The sequence below is a fragment of the Nocardia sp. NPDC019219 genome, from assembly GCF_040632645.1.
Classification (GTDB): domain Bacteria; phylum Actinomycetota; class Actinomycetes; order Mycobacteriales; family Mycobacteriaceae; genus Nocardia; species Nocardia sputorum.
On sequence record NZ_JBEYCG010000007.1, the window covers coordinates 153590 to 178973 of the forward strand.

A 25384-nucleotide genomic window follows, 5' to 3' on the forward strand; every position below is an offset into this window, starting at 1 on the left:
GCCGGGACGCTCGACCCGATACCGGGGTACTAGGCGCGAATGGCGCTGCGGCGGGACGCTGTGCGGGGTTCGCGGTTTCTACGTTCGGTCCATGTCCACAACACATTTCGCCACGGCGCCGCAGGGCGAGTCCTCGACGCCGCGATCGCGGGCGAGCACGACAGTGGCGGGGCGCGCGCGACTGCATCGACCGCTACTCGGCACGGTCACCGCGATGGCCGCGCTCGTCCTGTTCTGCCTGGCGGCGATGCTGGTCGACGCCCGCACGCTGCTCGGCGAGTCGGTCTGGCTCAAGCCGATGAAGTTCGGGCTGGCCTTCTTCCTCTACAGCCTCACTCTGGCATGGCTGCTGTCGTTGCCGCACAAGGGAAACCGCGCTACCTGGTGGCTGGGCACGGTATTCGCGGTGACCGGATTCATCGACGTCGGATTCATCGTGGTGCAAGCCGCCCGCGGCACCTTCAGCCACTTCAACACCCAGGACGACCCGGTGAACTCGATCGGGCAGGTGGTCTTCGCCTCCGGCGTGCCCGGCCTGTTCCTCGCCAATCTGATCATCGTGCTGATCCTGGCCTGGCAGCGGTTGGTGGACCGCCCGACAGCGCGGGCCATCCACGCCGGTCTGGCCCTGGCCGTCGTCGGCATGGCGCTGGGCTACCTGATGGGGTTCACCGGTAAGCAACTCGTCCGCGACAGCGACGGGCGCGTGGTCGAGTTGGCCGCGGGGCACACGGTCCTGGCCGACGCGGGCGATCTCGCCCCGCGCGACGCCATGGCGGGCATGCCGATCACGCACTGGAGCACCGTCGGCGGTGACCTACGCGTTCCGCACTTCGTCGGGCTGCACGGCATCCAGGTCCTGCTGCTGGTGGCTGTCGCGCTCGCCTGGCTCGCTCCCCGCTACCGCTGGCTGCGGCCAGAACGCGCCCGCGCCGCGGTCGTCGGCGTGCTGGCCGCCGGGTACGCCGGTGTGCTCGCGCTCGTCTTCTGGCAGGCGATGCGGGCGCAGTCGCTGGTCCACCCGGACGAGGCCACCTGGCTCGCGGCAGGCGGACTGGCCGCGACCGTCGGCGTGCTGCTCGGCGCGGTGTACCTCCGTCACCGCGGCGCCGGCGCGGGGCATCCCCGTTCGGCTGCGGAGCCGGTCAGCGGAGGCGTTCGGCGTCACGGGTGAGCGCGACCAGGGTCTTGCCGAGCGCGGCGAGTTCATCGGACGTCGCACCCTCCGCGATGGCGGTGGCGACGTCCTCGGCGGCGCAGCGGGCGGCGAACCAGCGATCGGCCAAGTCGGCCGCCTCCTGGGCGCTGAGCACAACCGCGTCGTCGGGGATCCCGGTCCCCTTCAAGCTGTTGCGATGTTCGTAGGCGCGTTGGCGACAGGACTGGCGGCAGTACCGGCGACGGCGGCCGGCCTCCGATTCCACGATCTCCCGCCCACACCACTGGCAGGACAAGCGGCGCGACATGACGCAGAACACTAATAGCCCGCGACCCGCGATCCGCTCACTGACCCCCGGAGAATCGCCCCGCATCGGGCATGGCGAGGCAGGCGTGCCGAGGGCACTACAATGGAACGGTTCACCGCGGCCGCGTCGGGAACTATCGGCGCAGGCCCGATCGTTGTACATCAAGTCCGGCGGATGCCCCGCGCACTCGTGCGGACACGGTCGCAGCGCACGAAGACTCGAGCACACAGGGAGAGGCACACCATGGCAGATCGCGTACTCCGAGGCAGTCGGCTCGGAGCGGTGAGCTACGAGACCGATCGCGACCACGACCTGGCTCCGCGTCGGATCGCCCGGTACCGGACCGACAACGGCGAGGAATTCGACGTTCCCTTCGCCGACGACGCCGAGATCCCGCCGACCTGGCTGTGCCGCAACGGCCAGGAGGGCGTGCTGATCGAGGGCACCACGCAGGAGACCAAGAAGGTCAAGCCGCCGCGCACGCACTGGGACATGCTGTTGGAGCGCCGCAGCAAGGAGGAACTCGAGGAGTTGCTCAAGGAGCGCCTCGAACTGCTCAAGACCCGCCGCCGCGCCTGACGGTTCGCGCGGTACGGAAACGGCCGCCGCATCGTTCGATGCGGCGGCCGTTCGCTGTCCGGGTCAGCGGCTGGCCACCTTGCGGTAGCGAAGCAGCGCCAGCGGCACGGCCACCACGAGGATCCCAACCGAGCAGGCCACCGCGTACTCGACGCAGTGGTCGGCGGCCCAGCCGCTGGGCGGGACGAAGGTGGGCGGCGAGTCGTTGTCGAACAACTTGCGTCCAGCCGCCGAGACCGCGGTGATCGGATTCCATTCGGCGATCGTGCGCAGCGGGCCGGGCAGGGTCTCGGCCGAGATGAACGCCGAGGAGATGAACGTCAGCGGGAAGAGCCAGATCAGCCCGGCGCTCTGCGCCACCTCGACGGTCGGTGACAGCAAGCCGGTCAGCGCGCCGACCCAGGACATCGCGAACGCGAACAGCAGTATCACGCCGAACGCCAGCACGGCGTCGGTGACGCTGCCGTGGATGCGCCACCCGACCACGTATCCGCACCCGACCATCACCGCCAGGCTGAGGATGTTGACCACGAGGTCGGACAGCGTGCGGCCCATCAGCACGGCCAGCCGCGACATCGGCAGCGCCCGCATCCGGTCGATGATGCCCTTCTGCAGGTCCCCAGCCAGCCCTACCGTGGTGAACGCGGCGTTGAACGCCACCGTCTGGGTGAAGATGCCCGCGAGCAGGAACTCCCGGTACTGGCCACCCCCGAGCGACGCGCCGAAGATGTAAGCGAACAGGAACACGAACATCAGCGGCTGAATCGTCGCGGTCACCAGCAGCGTGGGCACGCGCAGGATGGTCAGCAGATTGCGATGGGCCACGATCGCGCTGTCCCGGAACAACCGCAGCCGGGGAGCGGAATCCGGCTGCGCCGCGGCCTTTCTCGACCGCGGATCCGCCTTCGGGGCCGCCTCCCGCACCATTGCCGTACTCACGACATGATCTCCTCTGGTACGTCATCGGTCTCCGGTTCCGCGACGGGCGTGTCGCCCGGCTTGCCGGTGAGGGAAAGGAATACGTCGTCGAGGCTCGGCCGGTGCACGTTCGCGTCGACCACGCAGACGCCCGCGTCGTCGAGCCTGCGCAGCGCCTCCACCATGGTGCGCGAGCCGTCGCCGACCACCACCGACACCTCATCGGTGCCCGCCTCGTGCGCGGGGTTGCCGACGCCGACCTGCGCAAGCACGGCCAGCGCGGGTTCGGCGGCCTGCCCGGCGGCCAGGGTGACGGTGAGCCGGTCACCGCCGATCGAGGTCTTCAGCTCGTCGGCCGACCCGCGCGCGATGACCCGCCCGTGGTCGATGACCGTGATGCGGTCGGCCAGCAGATCCGCCTCTTCCAGGTATTGCGTGGTGAGCAGCACCGTGGTCCCGTCGTCCACGAGGTCGCCGATCACCCGCCACATGTCCAGCCTGCCGCGCGGGTCCAAGCCCGTGGTCGGCTCGTCCAGCACCACCACGGGCGGCCGGGCGACCAGCGCGCCCGCGAGGTCGAGCCGCCTGGCCATGCCGCCGGAGTACGTCCCCGCCCTGCGGTGCGCGGCGTAGTCGAGTCCGAGGGCGCCGAGCAGTTCGGTGGCCCGAGCGGTCGCCCGGCGCGGGGACATCCCGTACAGCCGGGCCACCATGCGCAGGTTCTCGTAGCCGGACAGGTTGGCGTCGACGGCGGCGTACTGGCCGGACAGCCCGATCCGCTTGCGCGCCGCCGAAGGATCGTGCAGCACGTCGACGCCCGCCACCCGCACCGACCCGGCGGAGGGCTTCAGCAACGTGGTGACGATCCGCACGGTCGTCGTCTTGCCCGCACCGTTCGGTCCGAGCAGTCCCATCACGGTGCCCGTGGGGATTCGTAGGTCGATCTCGTCCAGGACGCGGGCCCGGCCGTAGTTCTTCACCAGGCCGGTCACCTCGACCGCGAAGCTCACCTGTGCGTCTCCTTCGTCTCCAGCCACCTCCGCAGCACCGGCCCGATCACCGCCAGTGCGTCCGGCGTGGTCATCGCGGAGTGCGCGCAGCGCAGCTCGTGGTCGTGGACGGCACCGGTGACGTACGGCTGCCAGGCCTCGGCGCACCGATCGGGATCGGCCCGGTTGACCGGGTCGTCGCCCGCCGTGAAGAACAACAGGTCGCCGTCGAACGGGCGCGGCCGGAAGCTGTGCGCGAGCACGGTGCCGTTGTGGTAGCCCGCGTAGAGCCGTTCCAGATGCTCGACGGTCAGCGCCGCGAACGGCCCGGACCGGGCGCGCAGCAGCTCGGCTGCCTCTCGCAGGCTCAGGTCCGGATCGATTTCCGCGCCGAGTTCGTCGCTGCCGAACTCGCCGACGATCTCGGCGACGCTCGGGGTCGCCTGGTCGAGCAGGTCGTCGGACAACCGGTAGCTGTCCATCATGGACAGCAGCGCGACCTCGTCGCCGGCCTCCTGCAACTGCACCGCCATCTCCTGGGCGATCAGTCCGCCGAGCGACCAGCCGAGCAGGTGGTAGGGGCCCTCCGGCTGGATCCGCTTGATCGCGGCCACGTAGTGGCGCGCGGCCTCGCCGATCGTCGCGTGACCGTCCTGCCCCGCGACGTGCGGAGCCTGCAAGCCGTAGACCGGCCGGTCCGCCGGGAGGTGCGCGAGCAACCCCGAGTAGCACCAGGCCAATCCGATCGCGGGATGCACGCAGAACAGCGGCGCGCGGCTGACCTCGGTGCTCGGCCGGATCGGCAGCACCGGCGCCAGCATCGCCGCCACCGCGGCGCCCGAAGTGGCGTCCGCACCGTCCAGCCGCGCCGCGATCGCCGCGGGCGTCGCGTCGCCGAACATCAATTGCACCGGCAGGTCCAGGCCCGACTCCCTGACGTGCGCGACGACCTTCGTGGCCAGCAGCGAGTTGCCGCCGAGTTCGAAGAAGCCGTCGTCCACACCCACCGACTCCACACCGAGCACCTCGGCGAAAGCGGCGCACAGCGCTTCCTCGGTCGGGGTGGAGGGGGCGCGATAGCCCTCGCCCGCGGTGAACACCGGCTCCGGCAGTTTCGCGCGATCCAGCTTGCCCACCGGGCTCAGCGGCACCTCGTCGAGCAGCATGATCGACTGCGGCACCATGTAGTTCGGCACCAACCGGGTCAGGTGCGCGGTCAACTCGGCCGCGGTGAGCGTCACTCCGTCGCGCGCTTTCACATACGACACCAGCGCGGTCGCCCCGGCCGGAGTGCGATGCCCGATGGTGGTCGAGAACGCCACCGCGCCGTGGCGGGCGAGCGCGGCGTCGACCTCGCCGAGTTCGATGCGGAAGCCGCGGATCTTGACCTGATGGTCGGTGCGGCCGACATATTCGATCTCCGGCGCGGCATCGGCCGACGTCCCGTTCTCCCGCTGCCCGGCCCACCAGCGCACCAGATCGCCGGTGCGGTACATCCGCTCCCCTGGTTTGCCGAACGGGTTGGCGACGAACCGCTGGGCGGTCAGTCCCGGACGGTTCAAGTAGCCGCGGGCCAGCGCGTCACCGGCCAAGTGCAGTTCGCCGGTCACCCCGAGCGGAGCCGGATGCAGGCGTGCGTCGAGGATCGCCGCGTTGACGCCGCGGATGGGTCCGCCGATGGTGATCGGCTCGCCGGGCGCCATCGGCTGCGAGATGACGGTGACGATGGTGGTCTCGGTCGGGCCGTAGACGTTGTACAGGTTGCGGCCGGGCGCCCACCGGGTCACCAGGTCCGGCGGCAGCGCCTCGCCGCCGACCAGCACGTGCTGCAACTCGTGCAGACCCCGGGGGTCGACCGTGCCGAGGGCGGAGGTGGTGATGAACGCGTGGGTGATCCGCTCCGCGGCGAAGACCTGCCGCAGTTCGTCGCCGCCGACCACACCGCCGGGCGTGATCACCAGGGTCGCCGCGCCGCCGAGGGACAGCAGCAGATCCAGCATCGCCGCGTCGAAGCTCGGCGTGGCGAAGTGCAGCACCCGGCACCCCGGCTGGACATCGAACCGGTGCGCGGTCTCGGCGGCGAAGTTCGACAGTCCGCCGTGCGTGACCATCACGCCCTTCGGCGTGCCGGTCGAGCCGGAGGTGTAGATCACGTACGCCGGGTTGTCGATGCGCAGCGGAGCGAGACGCTCGGTATCGGCGACCGGCGCGTCCGAGGCGTCGAGCACCGCACCGCGGAACACCGGATCGTCGAGCACGATCCATTCGGTGTCCTCGGGCAGTTCCCGGCGGTAATCCGCCAGCGTGATACCCAGCGCCGCACCGGAATCCGACAACATGTGCGCGATGCGCTGCTGCGGGTACAACGGGTCCACCGGCACGAACGCCGCTCCGGCCTTGGCCACCGCGAGCACCGTCGCCACGGACTCGATCGATCGCGGGATGCCCAGTGCCACCAGGGTTTCCGGGCCGACGCCGCGGTCGATCAGCACGCGCGCCAAGCGGTTCGTCCAGCGATCCAGCGCGTCGTAAGTCACCTCCGTACCGTCGAAGACCAGGGCGATCGCCGCGCGATCGACGCTCGCCGCCCGCTCGAACACCTCGGGGAAGGTGATCGGGCGGTCCGGTTTGCCCCCGCGCACCGGGGCCAGCCCCGACCACTCCGCCGGGTCGAGCAGCTCCAGATCGCCCACCGCGGTGGTCGGGCTCGCGGCGATGGCGGCGAGCAAGCGCGCCAGGCGCTTGCCGAGCCGCTGCGCGGTCGGCTCGTCGAACAGATCCGTCGCGTAGTTCACCGCCACGGTGATGCCGGCCGGATCCCGCTGCGCGGTCTGCGTTTCGGTCAGGGTGAACTGGAGATCGAACTTGGCGATCCCGGTGTCGATGTCGGCGGCCTCGACGCGCAGCCCCGGCAGTTCCAGCCCGCCGACCGGCTCGTTGCGGACCGAGAGCATCACCTGGAACATCGGATGGTGCGCCTGGGACCTGGCCGGGTTGAGCACCTCCACCAGCCGCTCGAACGGCAGGTCCGCGTGCGCGAAGGCGTCCAGGTCCGTCTCGCGCACCGCGTGCAGCAGGTCGGTGAACCGGACGCCCGGATCGATCCGCGTGCGCAGCACGAGCGTGTTGACGAACATGCCGATCAGCCGGTCCAGGGCGGGATGGCCACGGCCCGCGATCGGGGTGCCGACGGTGATGTCGTCGGTGGCGGTCATCCGGTGCAGCAGCACCGCGAGCGCCGCGTGCAGGACCATGAACAGGCTGACGTTGTTGCTGCCCGCGATCGCTTGCAGCTCGCGATGCGTGACCGGGTCCACCGTGCACTCCACGGTGCCGCCCCGGTAGGACGGGGTGGGCGGACGCGGACGGTCGGCAGGGACGGTGAGCAACTCGGGGATGCCGTCCAGAGCCTGCCGCCAGTAGTCCAGTTGCCCGTTCACCGCCGAGTCCGGGTCGTCCTCGCTACCGAGCACCTCCTGCTGCCACAGCGTGTAGTCGGCGTACTGGACCTCCGGCTCCGCCCAGGCCGGCGCGTCGCCGTCGCATGCCGCGCGGTAGGCGACGGCGACGTCGGCGGCCATCGGCTCGAGCGACCAGCCGTCCATCGCGATGTGGTGCGCGACCACGACGAGAACGTGCTCGGCGGGCTCGTCGGCGCGGGTCGGCACCGCGATCAGCGCCGCACGGATCGGTACGGCGGTGGCCAGATCGAATCCCGGTGCGGCGAAACGCCGAACGGCGGCCTCGATCTCGTCCGGGTGCGCTGTCATCCGGGTCAGCGGGATCGCGGCCTCGGCCGGGTCGAGCACGACCTGCGCGGGCGAGCCGTCGGTCTCGGGGAACACCGTGCGCAGGGTTTCGTGCCTGGCCTGCACCTCGTGCAGCGCGGAAACCAACGCGCCGACGTTCAGGTCACCGGTCATGCGCAGCACGAGCGGGACGTTGTAGGCGCCCGCCGAGTGTCCGCCGCTCGGCCCGCCGCCGGCGTTGAAGCGGTTGAGGAACCACAGCCGCCGCTGGGCGGCCGACAACGGGATGCGTTCGGGACGCTCCCGGCGCACCAGGGCCGGGCGGTCCGCGTCGGACCCGGCGCCCGCGTCCAGCAGCTCGGCCAGTCCGGCGACCGTCGGCGTGGCGAACACGGTGCGCACGGCGAGCCGCACGTTCGTCGCGGCGGCCAGCCGCGCGACGAGCTGGGTCGCCAGCAGCGAATTCCCGCCGATATCGAAGAAGCTGTCGTCGGCGCGCACGCCGTCGGCCCCGATCAGTTCACCCATCACCGCGGCGACCAAGCGCTCGGCGTCGGTTCCCGGCTCGCGTCCGGTCGAATCCCCGGTGAACCGCGGTTCGGGCAGCGCGTCGACGTCCAGCTTGCCGACCGGAGTCAGCGGGATGGTGTCCAGCACGGTGATGCCGGAGGGCACCATGTGCGTGGGCAACCGGCGCCCGACGAAAGCGCGCAGCGTTTCGATGTCCACTCCGGCCGCGCGGTCGGCGGGCTGGACGAAGGCGACGATGCGGTCCGCCCCCGCGATGCGGCGCACCTCGGTGTGCGCGAATCGCACCGACGGGTGTTCGCCGAGGGCGGCGGTGATCTCGCCGAGCTCGACGCGGAAACCGCGCAGCTTCACCTGGTGATCGCTGCGGCCGAGGTAGACCAACTCCCCCGAAGCGTTCCAGCGCACCACGTCACCGGTCCGGTACATCCTCGCGCCCGCCGGGCCGTACGGGTCGGCCACGAAACGTGTTGCGGTGAGCCCGAACCGGTTGAAATATCCGCGCGCGACGCCGGGCCCCGCGAGGTACAACTCGCCGGGGACGCCGACCGGAACGGGACGCAACCGCTCGTCGAGCACCAATCCCTGGGCGCCCCGCACGAGGCTGCCGATGGTGATCGGATCGCCGACGCCCAGCGGGCCGGAGATCGTGATCACCACCGTGGTCTCGGTGGGCCCGTACACATCGCACATCACCCGTCCCGGCGCCCAGCGTGCGACCAGATCCGGCGCCACGGCCTCACCGCCGACCATGAGGGCGCGCATGTGCGGCAGCGGCCAGCGTTCGTGGTCGATCGTGGCCAGCGCGGCCGGCGTCATGAAGCCGTGCGAGACCCGCTCGCGTTCCATCAAGGCGGCCAGTTCGTCGCCGCCGTAGATGTCGGTCGGGCAGATCACCATGGCCGCGCCCGCTCCCAGCGCGATCAACAGATCCAGGATCGCCGCGTCGAAGCTCGGCGTCGCGAAGTGCAGGGTACGGGAATGCTCCTGGACACCAATGCGGTCGCGGAGTTCGTCGGCGAGGTTGGACAGGCCGCTGTGGGTCACCGCGACGCCCTTGGGCGTGCCGGTCGATCCCGAGGTGTAGACCAGATAGGCCAGATCCGCCACCTGGACGGTGCGCGAGCGCTCGTGGTCGTGGATCGGCGCGTCGTCGTGGCCGTCGAGTTCGGCGGCGAACTCGCGACGATCCAGCAGCAGCCACTCGGTGGCGCGGCCTTCCGGGGCGCCCGCGCGCAGCTTCTCCACGTGCGCGCTGACCGTCAGACCGGTAGTGCAGCCGGAGTCGGCGAGCATGTGCCGGATGCGGTCGGCGGGGTACTTCGGGTCGACGGGTACGAACGCTGCTCCGGCCTTGGCGGCCGCCAGCATCGCCACCACCGAGTCGATCGAGCGGGTGAGCCCGAGCGCCACCCGGGTTCCCGGACCGAGTCCACGCGCGATCAGCGCGCGCGCCAAGCGATTGGAGCGCCGGTCCAGCTCGGCGTAGGTCAGTGACGTCGTGCCCGCGCACAGCGCCGTGTTCTGCGGATACCGCTGTGCGGTGGCGGTGAAGTACGCGGCCAGCGTGCACGGCGGTGCCGCCTGCCCGCCCCGCGCCGGGGCGAGTGTGCGGCGCTCGTGATCGGTGCGCGCGTCGACGTTCCGGATCAGCACGTGCGGGTCGCCGGTGACGGCGGTGAGCACGCGCAAGAATCGGTCCGCCAGCGTCTCGATCGTCATCGCGTCGAAAAGCTCGGCGGCGTAGACGAATTCGAACACGCCCTCCGCCGCGTCCGCGACGGATCCGGGCGCGCCCGTGTCGTTCGCGACGCGCAACTCCAGGTCGAACTTCGCCAGCGCGATGTCCAGTTCCTCCGCGCGCAGGGCGAGGCCGGGCAACTCCAGTGCGGGCACCGGGGTGTCCTGGACGCTCAGCGCCACCTGGAACAGCGGGTGCCTGCCCGAAGTGCGCGCGTCGGCGCCGAGTTCGTCCACGATGCGCTCGAACGGGATGTCGGCGTGCGCCATCGCGGACAACTCGGTGTCCCGGTCGGCGCGCAACAGGTCGGTGAAGTCGCGGTCCGGGTCCACGTCGGAGCGCAGCACGAGCGTGTTCACGAACATGCCCACCAGTCCGTCGAGCTTGGTGTCGGTACGTCCCGCCACCGGCGTGCCGATCACGATGTCGCGCCCACCCGTGACGCAGCGCAACAGCACCGCGAACGCCGAACGCAGCACCATGAACTTGCTGACGCCCTGCTCGCGGGCCAGCGCGGAGAGCCCGCGCTGCACTCGCTCCGGCACCGTGAAGCGCACCGTCCCCGCCTCCTGCGTGGGCTCCGCGGGACGCGGCCGGTCATAGGGCAGCGGAAGCTGATCGGGGATGTCGGCCAGCGCGGTGCGCCAGTACTCCAGCTGGGTCGCCGCCGCGCTGCCCGGATCGTCCTCCTCGCCGAGGCAGGCCCGCTGCCAGAGCCCGAAGTCGGCGTACTGCACCGGCAGCGGCGTCCACGCCGGCGCGACGCCCTCGTGCCGTGCCGCGTAGGCCGCGGCCAAATCCCTGGTCAGTGGACCGAGCGACCAGCCGTCGGCGGCGATGTGGTGCACCACCACGCCGAGCAGGTAGCGCTCGGGCGCGGTGCGCAGCAGCGACAGACGCAGGGGCACCTGGGTGGTGAGATCGAAACCGCTGTGCGCCAGAGCTTCCAGCGCGGCCTTCGCGCCGGAGTCATCGATGTCGGTGACCACCACTTCCGGCACCGCCCGCTCGACCGGCAGCACCACCTGCTGTGCGCCTTCGGCGTCCTCCGGGAAGACGGTGCGCAGGACCTCGTGCCGCCGCACCACGTCGCCGAGCGCTTCGCGCAGCGCGGGGACGTCCAGATCACCGGCGACGTGGATCACGAAAGCGATGTTGTAGGCGCTCGATTCGGGCGCGAATCGGTTGAGGAACCACAAACGCTGCTGCGGCAGCGACAATGGAATACGCCCTGGACGCGGCGTCTGCACCGCCAGCGCCGGACGCTGCGTCCGGGGCGCTCGGTCCAGTTGCCCGGCGACTCCGGCGACGGTGGGCGCCTCGAAGATCGATCGCACCGGCAGCTCCACACCGAACTCAGCGTGCAGCGCGGCGGCGAGCCGGGTGGCCAGCAGCGAGTTGCCGCCGAGATCGAAGAAGCTGTCCTCGGCGCCGACGACGGGACGTCCGAGCACTCCGCCGAAGATGCCCGCCACACCGAGCTCCAGCGCGGTGCGCGGCGGGCGAGAAGTACCCGCGGCCCCGAACTCCGGCTCCGGCAGCGCCTTCCGGTCCAGCTTGCCCGCGGGCGTGACCGGAATCTCGTCGAGCACCGCCACCGACGCCGGGACCATGTAGCCGGGCAGTCGCCCACGGGCGGTCTCCAGCACGGCCCGCGCCTCGATCGGCCGGTCGGCCGTGACGTACGACGCCAGTCGTACCTGACCGTGCTCGTCGGTGTGCACGACGGTGTGCGCGAACCGGACGCCGGGATGCAGCCGCAGCACGTTGTCGATCTCGCGCAGTTCGATGCGGAAACCGCGGATCTTGATCTGGTCGTCCGCGCGGCCGAGGAACCGCAGCTGTCCGGACCGCTCCACGACGACCAGATCGCCGGTGCGGTACATCCGCTCCCCGCGCCTGCCGTGCGGGTTGGCCACGAACCGCTGCGCGGTCAGGCCGAAACGTCCGTGGTAGCCGCGAGCGACGCCCGGACCCGACACGTACAGCTCGCCCGGCGTACCAGGCGGAACCGGATGTAAACGATTGTCCAGCACGAACAGTCGCATGCCACGCACGGGAGAACCGAGCGGCACCGGACGGCCCGGCTCCATCGGCCCGCTCGCGGTCGCCGCGACGGTGGCCTCGGAGGGGCCGTACATGTTGTGCATGCGATGCCCGGTCGTCCAGGTCTCGACGAGTTCCTCCGAGCAGGCGTCACCGCCGACGATCACCGTCGTCAGCTCGGCGAGGTCCTCGTTCGGCACGGTGGCCAGCGCGGCGGGCGTAACGAAGGCGTGGGTGACCCGCTCCGCGCGCAGCAGTGCGGCCAGTTCGGCGCCGCCGTACATGCCCGCCGGGGCGATGACCATCGTGGCGCCCGCGGCGAAGCCGAGCAGCATCTCCAGCACCGACGCGTCGAAGCTGGGCGAGGAGAAGTGCAGCGTCCGCGCCGCGTCCGAGATGCCGAACAGGTAGTTCTGCTCGCCGGCCAGGGACGCGATACCCGCGTGGGTCACGACGACCGCCTTCGGCGTGCCGGTGGACCCGGAGGTGTAGATGAGGTAGGCCGGATGACTCACCCGCATCGGATGGTGCCGGTCGTCGTCGGTGATCGGATCCGCCGAGTGATCGGCGAGTTCGGCGCTCAGTTCGGCGGAACCGAGCACCAGCCAGTCGACCTCGGCCCTGCGGTGCCTGCCCCGCGCCGCGGGCCAGGCGGGCATGGCCGCCGACGATTCCGGATCGGTCAGGCCGAGCATCGCCCCGGAGTCACCGATCATGTGGGCGATGCGCTCACCTGGGTAGTTGGGGTCGATCGGCACATAGGCCGCGCCGGTTTTGGCGACGGCCCACACCGCGGTGATCGCGTCGAGACCGCGTGGCAGCGCGATCGCGACGACCGTCTCGGGCCCGGCGCCGTGCTCGATCAGCGCGCGCGCCAGCCTGTTCGAGCGCTCGTCGAGTTCGCGGTACGTGGTGTCCGTGCCCAAGTAGCGGACCGCCACCGCGTCCGGCAGCCGGCGCGCGGTGGCGGTCAGCAGGGTGGCCAAGGTGATCGAGGGCTCGGCGGGCGCGCCCCCGATGGGCACCAGGTTCTCGGTTTCCCTGCGGTCCAGGATCGGCAGGTCGCCCACCGGCAGTTCGGGGGCGGCCACGCCGCCTGCCAGCACCGCGATGAACCTGCGGGCGAACGACTGCACGGTGTCCCGATCGAAAACGTCTGTGGTGTAGCCGAATTCGGCGGAGAGCGGTCCGTCGCCCGAGTCGTCGTGGACGACCAGCTGCAGATCGAACTTCGCGACGTCCGAGGCGATGGGCAGCACCTCCGCGCGGACACCGGGCAGATCGATCCGCAGGTCGGGAGCGTGGTCGTAGGACAGCATCACCTGGAACAACGGGTGCCGCGCGGGGGATCGCTCCGGGTTGACCACCTCGACCAGCCGCTCGAACGGAACGTCGGCGTTGGCGAAGGCGTTGAGATCGGTCTCGCGCACCACGTCCAGCATCCGGTCGAACCCGGCCGCCGGGTCGACCGCGGTGCGCAGGACGAGGGTGTTGACGAACATGCCGACCAGATCGTCGAGCGCCGGATCGGAACGGCCCGCGATCGGGGTACCGATCGCGATGTCACCGCTCGCGCACAGCCGCGACAGCAGCGTCGCCAGCGCCGCGTGCAGCACCATGAACATGCTCACGCCGCGGCTGGCCGCGAGTTCGATGGCAGCACGGCGGATCTCGGCCGGGATGGCGAATTCGACCCGGCCGCCGACGGTCGATCTGCGCAGTGGGCGCGGACGGTCCAGCGGCAGATCGAGCTGTTCGGGCAGTCCGGCCAGGGCCTTGTGCCAGTGGGTGAGCTGACGGCTGAGCGCGCTGGCCGGATCGGACTCGTCGCCGAGCAGTTCGCGCTGCCAGAGCGCGAAGTCGGCATACTGCACCGGCAGCTGCGTCCACTGCGGCGCGACACCGTTCGCGCGCGCGGCCACCGCCGTCATGAGGTCCTTGGCCAGCGGTGCGATGGACCAGCCGTCACCGCAGATGTGGTGCAACACGATGAGGAAGACGTGCCGCTGCGGGCCGGTGCGGTAGAGCGCCACCCGGATCGGGGCCTGGCTGCGCAGATCGAAGCCGTAGCCGGCGTATTCGGTCGCCAGCTCGGCCACGTCGGCGTCGGTGACATCGATCGGGTCGAGCGTCAGCGGGATCGCCGCGGCCGGGTGGATCAGCTGGTAGGGCCCCTCCGGCGCCTCGGGGAAGGTGGTGCGCAGGCTCTCGTGCCGTTCGATGACGTCCACCAGCCCCGCGCGCAACGCGGCCACGTCCAGCGGTCCTTCCACCGCCACCGCCAGCGGCATGTTGTACGCGGCGGCATGCTCGGAGAACCGGTTCAGGATCCACAACCGCTGCTGCGCCTGCGACAACGGAATCCGCTCCGGGCGCTCGGCCGGCGCCAGGCGCGGCGAGGACGCGTCGGTGGTCTGCATGGCGAAACGCCGGGTGAGCGCCTCGATCGTCGAGGCCTCGAACAGATCCCGGATGGTCAGCGCGGTACCGAGCGCGGCGTTGATCCGGGACACCGCCCGTGCGGCGATGAGCGAGTTGCCGCCCAGGTCGAAGAAGCTGTCCTCGATGCCGACCTCGGTGTCGAGCACCTCGGCGAAAATGCCTGCGAGCACCCGCTCCACCTCGGTGCGCGGTTCGGCGATCGGCCCGATCGAACGCGTGCCCGGCGCGGGCGCGGGCAGCGCCTTGCGGTCGATCTTGCCGTTGGCGCTCAGCGGCAGCTCGTCGAGTTCCATCAACGTGGAGGGCACCATGTATCCGGGCAGCGTGTGCCGCAGCGCGGTCAGCAGCGCGGCCGTGTCCAGACGGGCCTCGTCGTCCTCCTGCTTCGCCGCGACCACGTAGGCGACCAGTTCGTCACCGGTGCGGCCGGTGTGCGCCACGCACACCGCGCGAGCCACCCTCGGGTCGTCGAGCAGAGCGGCCTCGACTTCGCCCAGTTCGATGCGCAGACCTCGAATCTTGACCTGGAAGTCGCTGCGGCCCAGATACTCCAGTACACCCGGCTCGGCGCCGGAACGGCCGATCTGCCAGCGCGCCAGGTCGCCGGTGCGGTACATCCGCGCACCCGGGGTGAAGGGATCGGCGACGAACCGGTCGGCAGTCAGCCGCGGCTGTCTTAGATAGCCGCGGGCCAGCTGGACCCCGGCCAGGTACAGTTCCCCGACCACGCCGGGCGGGACGGGCTGCAGCCGATCGTCCAGCACGTAGGTCTGGGTGTTCCACACCGGCGAACCGATGGGCACGGCGCTCGCGTCGGGCGGGCAGGCCCAGTAGGTGACGTCGACGGCGGCCTCGGTCGGGCCGTACAAGTTGTGCAGTTCGGCGGCGGGCAATGCCGCGTAGAACTCCCGCACGGCGGCCGCGGGCAGCGCCTCACCGCTGCAGAACACCCGATGCAGGCAGGCGCAGCCGTCCAGATCGGCCTCGGTGACGAACACCGATAGCATGGACGGCACGAAATGCGCTGTGGTGATGCCCTTTTCGGCGATGATCCGGGCCAGGTACGCCGGGTCGCGGTGTCCGTCGGGGGCGGCGATCACCAAGCGCGCGCCGATCTGCAAGGGCCAGAAGAACTCCCACACCGAGACGTCGAAAGTGGCCGGGGTCTTCTGCAGGACTGCGTCGTCGCCGCCGAGCGGATACTCGTGCTGCATCCAGCGCAGGCGGTTGACGATGGCCGCGTGCGTCACGCCGACGCCCTTGGGCTTCCCGGTGGATCCCGAGGTGAAGATGACGTAAGCGAGGTGGTCGGGGCGCAGCGCGCACCGGCGGTCGGCGTCGGTGACCGGCGCGTCGTCGAACCCGGAGACCCGCGCGGTGTCGATGTCCAGCCGGGCGACCGCCGCGGGCAGCTCCACGTCGTCGCGGCTCGCCGTGAGCACGCACAGCGGTTCGGCCTGACGCACGATCTGCCCGATCCGTTCGGCCGGATGCTCGGTGTCCAGCGGCAGGTACGCGGCTCCCGCTTTGACGATCGCGTACATGCCGACCACGAGGTCGAGACTGCGGCGCAGGCACAGTCCGATCGTCGTGTCGGGTCCGGCGCCGCGCGCGATGAGCAGCCGGGCCAGCCGGTTGGCGCGGGCGTCGAGTTCGGCGTAGGTCAGCGCCTCGTCACCGAACTCGAGTGCGATCGCCTCCGGGCCGGCCGCCACACGCTCGGCGAACAGGCTCGCGAGCGTGCCTTCCTGCCGGGGCGCCTCGGTGGCGTTCCACCCGCGCAGCACCTGTTCCCGTTCGGCGTGGGTGATCGCACCGAGCGACTCGGCAGGCAGGCCCGCATCCGCGGCCAGGAACCGGCCGAGGAAGTCGAGATAGCGCGCGTGGTGCACGTTGACCTCGGCCTCACCGTAGAGGCGGGGGTTGGCTTCGAAGTCGACGTGCAGGCGGCCGCCCGCGCCGTTGTAGACGTTGACCGAGAGATCTTCCACCGGGCCGGTGGCCAGCACGTGCATGGAGCCGACCAGGCTGCCGAAACGCAGCTCGTTGTGGAACAACATCAGGTTGACCATCGGGCCGAAGAATCCGCGAGCGTCGCGCGAGTAGCCGCTGTCGCGCCGGATGTCGTCGTGCCGGTAGCGCTGGTGCCGCAGCGCGCCGGTGATCTGGAGTTCGGCCGCCTTCACCAGGTCGCCGATCGTGGTCGCCTCGTCGAATCGCAGCCGAATCGGCACGACGTTGGAGATCACGCCCGCCGAGCGGCGCAGCGACACCGTGGTGCGCGCCGAGACCGGCAGGCTCAGCACCACGTCCGCGTTGCCCGTCACCGATCGCACGTAGGTGGCCAGCGCGGCGACGAACACCGCCGAGTCGGTGGTGTTCCACGCGCTGGTCGCCGCGCCGATCGCGGCATGGCGCTCGTCGTCCAGCACCGCGGTGGCGAGCCTGCGGCCCGCGTCGTGGTTGGCGGCGCCGAGCCGGGTGCCGCCGAGACTCACCGGCTCGCCGACACCGGACAGCTGCTCGAGCCAGTACTCGCGATCGTTCTGGAAACGGCCGGATTCGTGGTAGCGCGCCTCGTCGGCGTAGATCTCGGCCAGGGCGGTGGCCCGCGAGGCGACCGGCTCGGTCTGGTTCTCCAGCGCGGTGTAGATCTCCGCGGTGCGGGTGAGCGCGTTCATCGCGCCGTAGCCGTCGATGACGATGTGGTGGGCGAACGAATACCAGATGTAGTCGGAGTCGCCGATCCGCAGCACCGCGTTGGAGGTCAGCGGATCGCGTTCCAGATCGATCGGCGAACTCGTGTGCTCGTGCATCCAGCGCAGCGCCGCGGCGTACGGGTCGGCCTCGCCGCGCAGGTCGATACGGACCCATCCCGGACGGTGCACCGGATCCACGATCTGATACGGAGTGCCATCCACCTCTATCAAGCGAACTTGGCCCACCTGGGTCTCGGCCCCGAACCGCTCGATCGCGTACAGCAGCCGTCCCTCGTCCAGGTCCCCGTGTATCTCGACGTACTGGGAGATCGTCAACGGTACGTCGGGCCGGATGCGCTGCGCGTACCAGAGAGCGGTCTGTGCGGGTGACAGCGCAAACGGTTGAGCCGAGAATTCGCCGGATGAACATTGGTCGACGCGATCCGTGGCCAATGAACTCATCAATCACTCCGTTCTGCCGCTGTTGACGCAACTCCCCGAGCACCGTCCCAGCAAGCGCACGCGCCTACCGGAGGACGTGATCCACGCCCTATGATTCGGAGCATCGCTTCAGCCGGATTGCCGACGTATTGGATTTGTTTCACATCCAACGTCCTTGGCAGAAGGCCACTTTGGTTGGTTACATTTCCGCAAACATTGCGACTCAACTAGGTCGAGCTGAACCAAAACGGGTCCTGACCAGACTGTTCGATGGTACTCCGACGATCGATTTCATTGCCAGGCGAACAATGCGCAACTCAATTCCGTACCATTGCTTTCGGGCCGACGGGGGACGGAACAAACCTGACGCTCGGTTATCGGTGGCCCGACGGGAGGTGTTACCGACTATTTGCGGCTCGCCGAGCCATTCGCGGATCCTCCCGCGCGGAGCGGCCGCCGGAGGGCCGCCGCCAGCGCCGCCGAAGCCGTCAGGACGACGAAAACCCGCTCCGGTGCGGGGCCTATTCGCGTCGCGAGCGTGCTGTCCGCGCGCAGCGGCAGCTCGGCGACCAGGGCGGCGGGCACGAATAACGCGGTTTCCTGCCGCACGCTGCCGTCGGCGGCGATAATGGCGCTGACACCCGACGTGGCCGCGACGACCAGGGCTCTGCCGTGCTCGACGGCACGGATGCGGGACATGGCCAGCTGCTGATAGGTCATCTCGCTGTCGCCGAAGGTGGCGTTGTTCGTCGGCACGGTGAGCAGCTGGGCACCGGCCCGCATCGCGTCTTCGAACGACCGGTCGAAGGCGACCTCATAGCACGTTGCGACGCCGATGTCGATACCCGCCGCGCGCACCACGCCGTCGCCATGTCCCGGCACGAAATAACCCGCGCGATCGGCGTATTCGGAGAAAAGCCGGAAGAAGCCGCGCATCGGCAGGTACTCTCCGAACGGCTGGATGATCTTCTTGTCGTGCCGCTCACCTGGGCCGTCCGCGCCGTTCCACACCATCACCGAGTTGGTCGTGGTCCGATCCGAGTTGATCAGCACGGCGCCGACCAGGATGGGTGCGCCGATCCGCTCGGAGGCCGCGGTGATCAGGGCGGCCGCGTCGGCGTTGCGCAACGGGTCGATATCCGAGGAGTTCTCCGGCCAGATCACCACATCGGGACGCGGAGCGCGGCCCGCCGCCACTTCGTCCGCCAGCTCTTCGGTGCGCCGGACGTGGTTGTCCAGCACCGCGCGCCGCTGTTCGTTGAAATCCAGCCCGAGACGCGGCACGCTGCCCTGGATCGCCGCGACCGTGACCATCCTGTCGCCCTGGTCCGGATCCGGCAGCGCGGACCGGAGCAGCAGGCCGGTGAGCGGCATGACGAGCACGGTGAAAGCCGCAGCGGCGTACCCGAGTCGGGTCACGGGGATGTGACGGTGAACCGTTGTCGCGGCAGTGCCGCCGGTCTCGGCATCGGCGGTCCGGCGCCTGTCATCGGCGGCTGCCGACCACAGCAAGGACGCGAATGCCGCCGCACCGGTTCCGGTCAGCGCCACCGCGAACCCGACCAGCGGGGCGCCGCCGACCGCGGCCAGCGAAAGGAACCAGCCGTCGGCCTGGCCGAAGGCCAAACGGCCCCAGGGAAAACCGCCGAACGGGAAGCTCGATCTGCCCCACTCGGCCGTGGCCCAGGCCAGGGCCACCCATAGGGGCCAGCCGGGCAACGTGCCGACGAGCCGGGCGAGCAGGCCGAAGACGCCCAGGTACAGCGCACAGACGGTGGACAGCGCCAGCCAGGGCAGCGGACCGACATAGATGCCCGTCCATGGCAGCAGCGGAACGAAAAACCCCAATCCGGCCAGGAACCCATAGCCGAAACCCGCCCGCAGCCGACCGCCGCCACGTACGGTGAGGGTCAGTATCGCGATGCCGACCGGGGCGAGAAACCACCACGGCCGGGGCGGGAAGCTCCCGAAAAGCAGCAGCCCCGCGAAGATCGCCGCCACCGAACGCGTCGCCACCCGGTGTCGGCGTAGCACTTCGGACACCTGCCGCACCGATCCGAGCACTCGCTCGCGCACCATCACTCGGCCACTGTCCGCCATCGGACCGGCGATGGCCAATCCGCCGCTGACCGCCTCCACGCCGGTCGGCACGAGGCGGACCGGCGCGACCGAGCCGGAACCCGTCCGTCGACGGAACGCGGTCGGCACTCGGACGTGGCGTTCGTCACACACGATGTGGCCGCCGCCATGTCCTGCGGGCGCGCGCAAATCTCGACGCGCCGGTGTTGGCGCGTCGGCTGCCCGGTAACGATCGCACTCCGCGCAACGGATTCGGCGGAGCAGCGGTGCAGAAAACCGCAGGCCACCACCGAACCGGAGTCAAGAGGCGTCCACCCCGTAATCGCCGCAGAACATCGGATCGTTAGCCGCCGTTTCTTCGAAGTCGGCGTTTCGGCCGTCCCGCCTCGGACCGATCGCCGAATATCAGCGGGATCCGGCGAACCGACAGTCCGCGGTCGCGGCAGGTCGACAAGCGATTCGGCCGCCGTACGTCGCGGACTCACCTTCCGGCAGGGGACGAGCTCGCGGCGCAGCGGAATCCACTCGGCAACCGGGGAGGCTACCGGCTCGACCCGCGCGGCTGCCTCCCGCCGCGACCACCTCGTCCGGTTTCCCGTGCGTGTTCGCCCGGAGAACCCATCCGATCGGCAAACGTGACGCCCTCCGCTTCGAGACCCCTGACTGACACTCAGTGCCATATCGACACCCGATCCTGTGCGGTGCCACCGCTTCAGGCCCGTTGAGCGCGCCGAGCGCAAGGGGCCCCGCCGACCCACCCGAACCGTAATCATCTCGATGGAAGAGGCGGTGACATCCGCGAAGGGGCCCAAGCGGGTCGGACGCCACGAAACCGACGCCGACCCGCCGCCTGGTCGCCACCCCACGCGGCCGGGCCACAACGCAGTGCCGAGGCGATCGACGGACCGGCCGCGTTGTCGGCACTCGGCATCCGCCGCGACGCTGCCGCGTCCGAAATCCCCTGCCAGGCGACCGAGCGGAAGAAACTCGGTTACCGACTCTGAGCGGCAGCCGCCGACACCGTGTACTCCCTCCTCCGGCACACGCTCCGTCCTGGATGCCGATGAGCTGCCGAGCGTCGGCCGAGCAGCCCTCCCTTGGCCGACCGCACTGTGGTCGTCGGCGCCAGAGCGATGTTCCCCTGTCCTGCCGGGCCGCCCGTGGCGGCGCATGGAAGTCCCGGACACGGGCCGGTCGGGAGCAACCATGAGCTCCGCGATCGTCCGCTCATTGCGCATAGATCGTCACCCCGCGGTGGACGGTACGCAGGCATGTGGGCAGCGGCGCGCCGGCATCCAATGCGGGCAGCCCCGGCACGCGCGAGCGCGGGTCGGTGGACCAGCGCTGCACCGAATCCGCGGCCGCGGTGACGACGAGTTCGCCGGCATCCCAGATCGCGTACGACGCGGGCGCTCCGGGCACCAGGGTGCCCGCGACTCCGTCGCGAACGCCCCCGGCGCGCCAGGCGCCGCGCGTGGCCGCGGCGAAGGCGGCGCGCGGGGACAGGCCGTGGCCGGGTGTGCGGTGGTTGGCCGCGGCACGCACCGCCGCCCACGGATCGAGCGCCGTGACGGGGGCGTCGGAGCCGATCGCTAGGGCGACGCCCGCGGAAGCCATGGCGGCGAACGGGTTCAGCGTCGCGGCGCGCTCGGCCCCCAGCCGCGCGGCGTACATGCCGTCCGGTCCACCCCACGCGGCGTCGAATCCGGGTTGCACGCTGGCGATCACACCCCAGCGCGCGAGACGTGCGATGTGCTCGCCGTCCAGGAGTTCGGCGTGCTCGACGCGATGCCCGAGCGCCGCGATCGCGGGGCCGCCCAGTTCGGCGGCCACCCGTTCGACACCGGCGACGACGGCGTCCATGGCGGCGTCACCGATCACGTGGAATCCGGCCTGGATACCGGCGACGGTGCAGGCCCGGACGTGGTCGCTGATCGCGTCGGCATCGAGATAGCTTCGGCCACAGCCCGTTTCGTCGACGTAGGGCGCGCGTAGCCAAGCGGTGTGCGATCCGAACGACCCGTCCACGAACAGATCCCCGCCGAGGGCGTGCACACCGAGTTCGCCGACCAGGGCGCGGGCCTGCTCGGCGCTGCGCACCGCCTCGCCCCAGTAGGCCCGCACCTGGACCCCGTGCTCGAACTCGAGCAATTCGCGGACGTCGGCGCGGCCCGCGATCTCCGGGCCCGCGCATTCGTGGACCGCGACAACGCCGTGTGCGGCGGCGTGGTCCAGTGCCGCGGCGCGCGCTCGATCCCGTTGCGCCCGAGACAGACTCGTGAGCGCGGCGGTGCGCACCATGTGGTGGGCGGCGGCCCGCACCGGCTCGCCACGGGTGAATCCGTCGGCCGCAGTCAGCTCGGGCAGTGCGTCCAGCAGCGCCGAGGACGCTACCGCGGAATGCGCGTCCACCCGCGAGAGGTAGACGTGCCTGCCCGCGCCGGCCGCCGCGTCGATCTCCTCGACCGTGGGCGGCCTGCCCTCCGGCCAGGTGGTCTCGTCCCAGCCGTCGCCCAGTACCGTCCCCTCAGGGTGCGCCCGGGCGAACTCCCCCAGCAACCGCAGGCAGTGCTCGAGCGACCGGGCGGCCGAGAGATCGAGCCCGGTCAGCTTCAGACCCAACGCGGTGACGTGCACGTGCGGATCGACGAACGCGGGCGCGACGAAGGCGCCGTCGAGGTCCACGACCTCGGCGTCCGGATGCAGCGCGCGACCTGGTTGCGCGGCGCCCAGCCAGACGACGGTCCCGTCGCTCACCGCCATCGCCGTGGCGTCGGGCGAACTGGCACTGTAGAAACGACCGCCGATCAGCAACTGGGTACTCACGAGGCACCAGTCTGCCGTATGGCCGCTCCGGCGGTTTCGGTCAGCCGTTCAGCACGGGGTGACGCGCCAGATCCTCCGGCTGCGCCAGCACCGCCATCACCTCCGCGTACTCCGGCGGCGCACCTCCGGCACCCCCGGCCGCCGTGGGCAGGCAACCCGCCTCCACGGCGATCAGTTCCAGCCGCAGCGCCGCCGCCGCGAATCCGGAAATCGACTGTCCCGCAGCCGCCGCCGCTCGTTTCACCGCGGCGGCCAGCTCCTCGCTCACCGTCACGGTGAGTTGCTCGGTGGCCATCGCGCCACGATAGCCCGTCGCGACGCCGCACGGAACCGGGTGCGCCGAGTTCGCCGTCAGGGCGCGCTGATCGCGCGGAGCGCGGTGCCCCGGCCGTCGTCGTACCACTGCCCCACCACGACGCCGTCGACCACTTCGCCGCCCTCGACCACCACGCCACGGTAGGGAGCCGCCGCGACCAGCCTGCGGAAGCGCCGTGCGGCGAACGCCGTGACCAGGGGCCGTACCAGCAACCGCGTCGGCGGCAGCAGCAGGAGCAGGCCGAACACCGAGGTGACCAGGCCCGGCACGAACATCAGCACCCCGCCCGCCGCGACCAGGGCGCCGTCGGCCACGGCGGTCCCGGGAGCCACTTCCCCACGCGCGGCGCGGCGGAACTGCTCGAACACCCGCCGCCCCTGCGAGCCGACCAGCAGCATGCCCGCGGCCGATCCGGCGATGAGCAGCAGGATGGTCGGCAGCACGCCGATCAGCTGACCGACCGCGACCAGCGCGGTGACTTCGACGACGACGTACAGCACGAACAACAAGGCGGGCATGGCGATCCTTTCGGACGATCTACCCGGTCAACGTCCCGCATCGGCGTTTTGCTCCCCGATTCGCCTGATAGGTCGCTGAGATCCGTCTCGTCTCAGCCGCCCGGACGCACCAATCCGGTCTCGTAGGCCAGCACGACCGCTTGAACCCGGTCGCGCAGACCGAGTTTGGTGAGCACCCGGCCCACGTGCGTCTTGACCGTGGCCTCCGACAGGTACAACTGTTCGGCGATCTCGGCGTTGGAGCGTCCGGCGGCGATCTGCTCGAGCACTTCGCGCTCGCGGGCGGTGAGCACGTCGAGCACGCCCGGGTCGCGGGTACGCGCCGGGTTCTCCGCGATGAGCCGGTCCAGCAGGCGCTTGGTGACCTTCGGCGAGACCACGGCGTCACCGGCGGCGACGCTGCGGATGGCCGAGACCAGGTCCTCCGGCGGTGTGTCCTTCAACAGGAACCCGCTCGCCCCCGCGCGCAGCGCGCCCAGCGCGTGCTCGTCGAGGTCGAAGGTCGTCATGACCAGCACCCGGCTGCCGTGCCCGGCCTCCACGATGCGGGTGGTGGCGACGACACCGTCCACCACGGGCATCCGCACGTCCATCAGCACCACGTCGGGTCGCAGTTCGGCCGCAGCGGCGACCGCGGCGGCGCCGTTGGCCGCCTCACCGATCACGTCGATGTCCGGGTGCGCGCCGAGCACCATCTTCAATCCCATCCGCATGAGTTCCTGGTCATCGACGACGAGAACGGTGATCGGCACGTCCCCAATGTAACGTGAACGCCTCGGCGCACCGGACGAGCTGCGCGGGACGGTTCGCACCGTCGCCGATCCTCCTGCGCCGCAGCGGTTTACGCGATGTGCGCCGGGGGTTGGTGACCAGGCTCACTCACCGAGGCCGGACCGCAGCGGGATGCTCGCGTGCACGCGCCAGGCTCCGTCGGCGTCGCGGCCCGCGTCCAGGCTGCCCCCCAGCACGGCGACGCGTTCGCGCATCCCGACCAGGCCGAGCCCGCTGCCCTGGATGCGCGCCGAGTCCTGCGGCGCTATCCCGCCGGTGTCGGTGACGTCGATCAGCACATCGGCGTCGGTGCGGCGCACTCGCACCCACGCCTTCGGGTGCGGCCCCGCGTGCCGCAGCGTGTTGGTCAGCGATTCCTGCACGATGCGATGCACGCCCAGACTCACCTCGGGCGCGATGTCGTCGAGTTCGCCGCTCAGCTCGAGCTCCACGGCCAGACCGGTGCCGCGCATCATCTCCACGACCTTGGCGATGCCCGCGGTGCCGTGCTGGGGCAGTTGGTCGGGAGCGTGCTCGGTGCGCAGCAGAGCCACCGTCCGGCGCAATTCCCGCAGCGCTTCGCGGCCGGTCCCCGCGATGGTGCCGAGCGCCTGTTCGGCCGCGTCCGGGTCGCGGCGCAACGCGTATTTCGCGCCGTCGGCCTGCACGATGATGACGCTCACCGCGTGCGCCACCACATCGTGCAACTCCCGCGCGATGCGGGTGCGTTCGGCCGCGACGGCGTCGTGCGCGCGACGCTCCTTGTCGTAGTCGGCGACCGCGAGCCGGGCCGCCACCTCGGCGTCGTAGGCGTGCCGCGCGCCGATGAACTCCGCGAGCGTCCAGCACAAGGCGTAGAACATGACGGTGAACACGCCGTCGGACCCGGCGGGTTTCCCGATGGCCACGATCGACAGCGAGAGGTCCACCGCCAGGCCGAGCCCGTACCACAGTCCGGCCCGCCTGCCGACGTAAGCGACCAGCGTGTACAGCATGATGCCGTGGGACAACTGCGCGATGTGGTCGGCGTCGTCCTCGGCGAGGAAACCCACCAGCGTCTCGGTCAGCGACAGCGCCAAGGTGAGGGCCGCCATGGCCCGGGGGTACACCCGCCGCAGCGTGAGCGGTAGCGGCAGCAGCACCCCGACAGCCAGGTAGGCGAGCTTGTTGTGGGCGTTACCCACGCCGATGACCTCGAGCAGCACGAAAATCGCCGCCAGCACCGAATCGGCCACGACGGGCTTTCCCCGGAGCCACAGACTGAAACGACGCACGG

Annotated in this window: 12 protein-coding genes; 2 read left to right on the forward strand and 10 right to left on the reverse strand. The window is 70.7% G+C overall.

Going from position 1 to position 25384, the window contains the following annotated elements; all coding sequences use genetic code 11:
• The first annotated feature begins 91 nt into the window (after window positions 1-91).
• Window positions 92-1174, forward strand: coding sequence for a hypothetical protein (locus ABZ552_RS15850; RefSeq protein WP_357437897.1), 1083 nt, complete (start codon window positions 92-94; stop codon window positions 1172-1174).
• On the opposite strand, the gene ABZ552_RS15855 is transcribed toward ABZ552_RS15850, so the two are convergent.
• Window positions 1146-1466, reverse strand: a complete 321-nt coding sequence (locus ABZ552_RS15855; protein ID WP_159844287.1) for a hypothetical protein — start codon at window positions 1464-1466, stop codon at window positions 1146-1148. The two genes, ABZ552_RS15850 and ABZ552_RS15855, sit on opposite strands and share 29 nt — an antisense overlap.
• A 243-nt stretch (window positions 1467-1709) precedes the next feature.
• Between ABZ552_RS15855 and ABZ552_RS15860 the strand changes: the two genes are divergently transcribed.
• Complete coding sequence (locus ABZ552_RS15860; RefSeq protein WP_043719627.1) at window positions 1710-2045, forward strand: RNA polymerase-binding protein RbpA; 336 nt, start codon at window positions 1710-1712, stop codon at window positions 2043-2045.
• A gap of 63 nt (window positions 2046-2108) precedes the next feature.
• On the opposite strand, the gene ABZ552_RS15865 is transcribed toward ABZ552_RS15860, so the two are convergent.
• From ABZ552_RS15865 to ABZ552_RS15905, 9 genes are all read right to left on the reverse strand, one after another.
• A complete protein-coding gene (locus ABZ552_RS15865; protein ID WP_281880922.1) occupies window positions 2109-2891 on the reverse strand; it encodes an ABC transporter permease in 783 nt (260 codons plus the stop codon).
• 89 nt (window positions 2892-2980) lie between these two features.
• Window positions 2981-3973, reverse strand: coding sequence for an ATP-binding cassette domain-containing protein (locus ABZ552_RS15870; protein WP_281879547.1), 993 nt, complete (start codon window positions 3971-3973; stop codon window positions 2981-2983).
• Entirely contained in the window at window positions 3970-17619 is a 13650-nt protein-coding gene (locus tag ABZ552_RS15875) for an amino acid adenylation domain-containing protein (protein WP_357437901.1), read from the reverse strand. Before ABZ552_RS15875 ends, ABZ552_RS15870 begins: the two co-directional genes overlap by 4 nt.
• A gap of 384 nt (window positions 17620-18003) precedes the next feature.
• Complete coding sequence (gene lnt, locus ABZ552_RS15880; protein WP_281880920.1) at window positions 18004-19677, reverse strand: apolipoprotein N-acyltransferase; 1674 nt, start codon at window positions 19675-19677, stop codon at window positions 18004-18006.
• Between the two features lie 1227 nt (window positions 19678-20904).
• Window positions 20905-22503 carry an amidohydrolase family protein gene (locus tag ABZ552_RS15885; RefSeq protein ID WP_357437904.1) on the reverse strand — a complete coding sequence of 533 codons (1599 nt, stop codon included), beginning with the start codon at window positions 22501-22503 and terminating at the stop codon, window positions 20905-20907.
• Between the two features lie 40 nt (window positions 22504-22543).
• A complete protein-coding gene (locus tag ABZ552_RS15890; RefSeq protein ID WP_281879542.1) occupies window positions 22544-22798 on the reverse strand; it encodes a hypothetical protein in 255 nt (84 codons plus the stop codon).
• A 56-nt stretch (window positions 22799-22854) separates the two neighbouring features.
• Entirely contained in the window at window positions 22855-23337 is a 483-nt protein-coding gene (locus ABZ552_RS15895; protein ID WP_357437907.1) for an FxsA family protein, read from the reverse strand.
• Window positions 23338-23429: 92 nt separating this feature from the next.
• Window positions 23430-24089, reverse strand: a complete 660-nt coding sequence (locus tag ABZ552_RS15900) for a response regulator transcription factor (protein ID WP_159844273.1) — start codon at window positions 24087-24089, stop codon at window positions 23430-23432.
• A 123-nt stretch (window positions 24090-24212) separates the two neighbouring features.
• Window positions 24213-25382: a histidine kinase gene (locus tag ABZ552_RS15905; protein ID WP_357437911.1), complete on the reverse strand. Its 1170-nt coding sequence runs from the start codon at window positions 25380-25382 to the stop codon at window positions 24213-24215.
• Window positions 25383-25384 lie beyond the last annotated feature (2 nt).

Bases quoted from the DNA above. Each gene is read 5' to 3' on its own strand.
- ABZ552_RS15850 (WP_357437897.1), top strand. From the start codon at position 92: ATGTCCACAACACATTTCGCCACGGCGCCGCAGGGCGAGTCCTCGACG.
- ABZ552_RS15855 (WP_159844287.1), bottom strand. From the start codon at position 1,466: ATGTCGCGCCGCTTGTCCTGCCAGTGGTGTGGGCGGGAGATCGTGGAA.
- ABZ552_RS15860 (WP_043719627.1), top strand. From the start codon at position 1,710: ATGGCAGATCGCGTACTCCGAGGCAGTCGGCTCGGAGCGGTGAGCTAC.
- ABZ552_RS15875 (WP_357437901.1), bottom strand. From the start codon at position 17,619: ATGAGTTCATTGGCCACGGATCGCGTCGACCAATGTTCATCCGGCGAA.
- lnt (WP_281880920.1), bottom strand. From the start codon at position 19,677: ATGGTGCGCGAGCGAGTGCTCGGATCGGTGCGGCAGGTGTCCGAAGTG.
- ABZ552_RS15890 (WP_281879542.1), bottom strand. From the start codon at position 22,798: ATGGCCACCGAGCAACTCACCGTGACGGTGAGCGAGGAGCTGGCCGCC.
- ABZ552_RS15895 (WP_357437907.1), bottom strand. From the start codon at position 23,337: ATGCCCGCCTTGTTGTTCGTGCTGTACGTCGTCGTCGAAGTCACCGCG.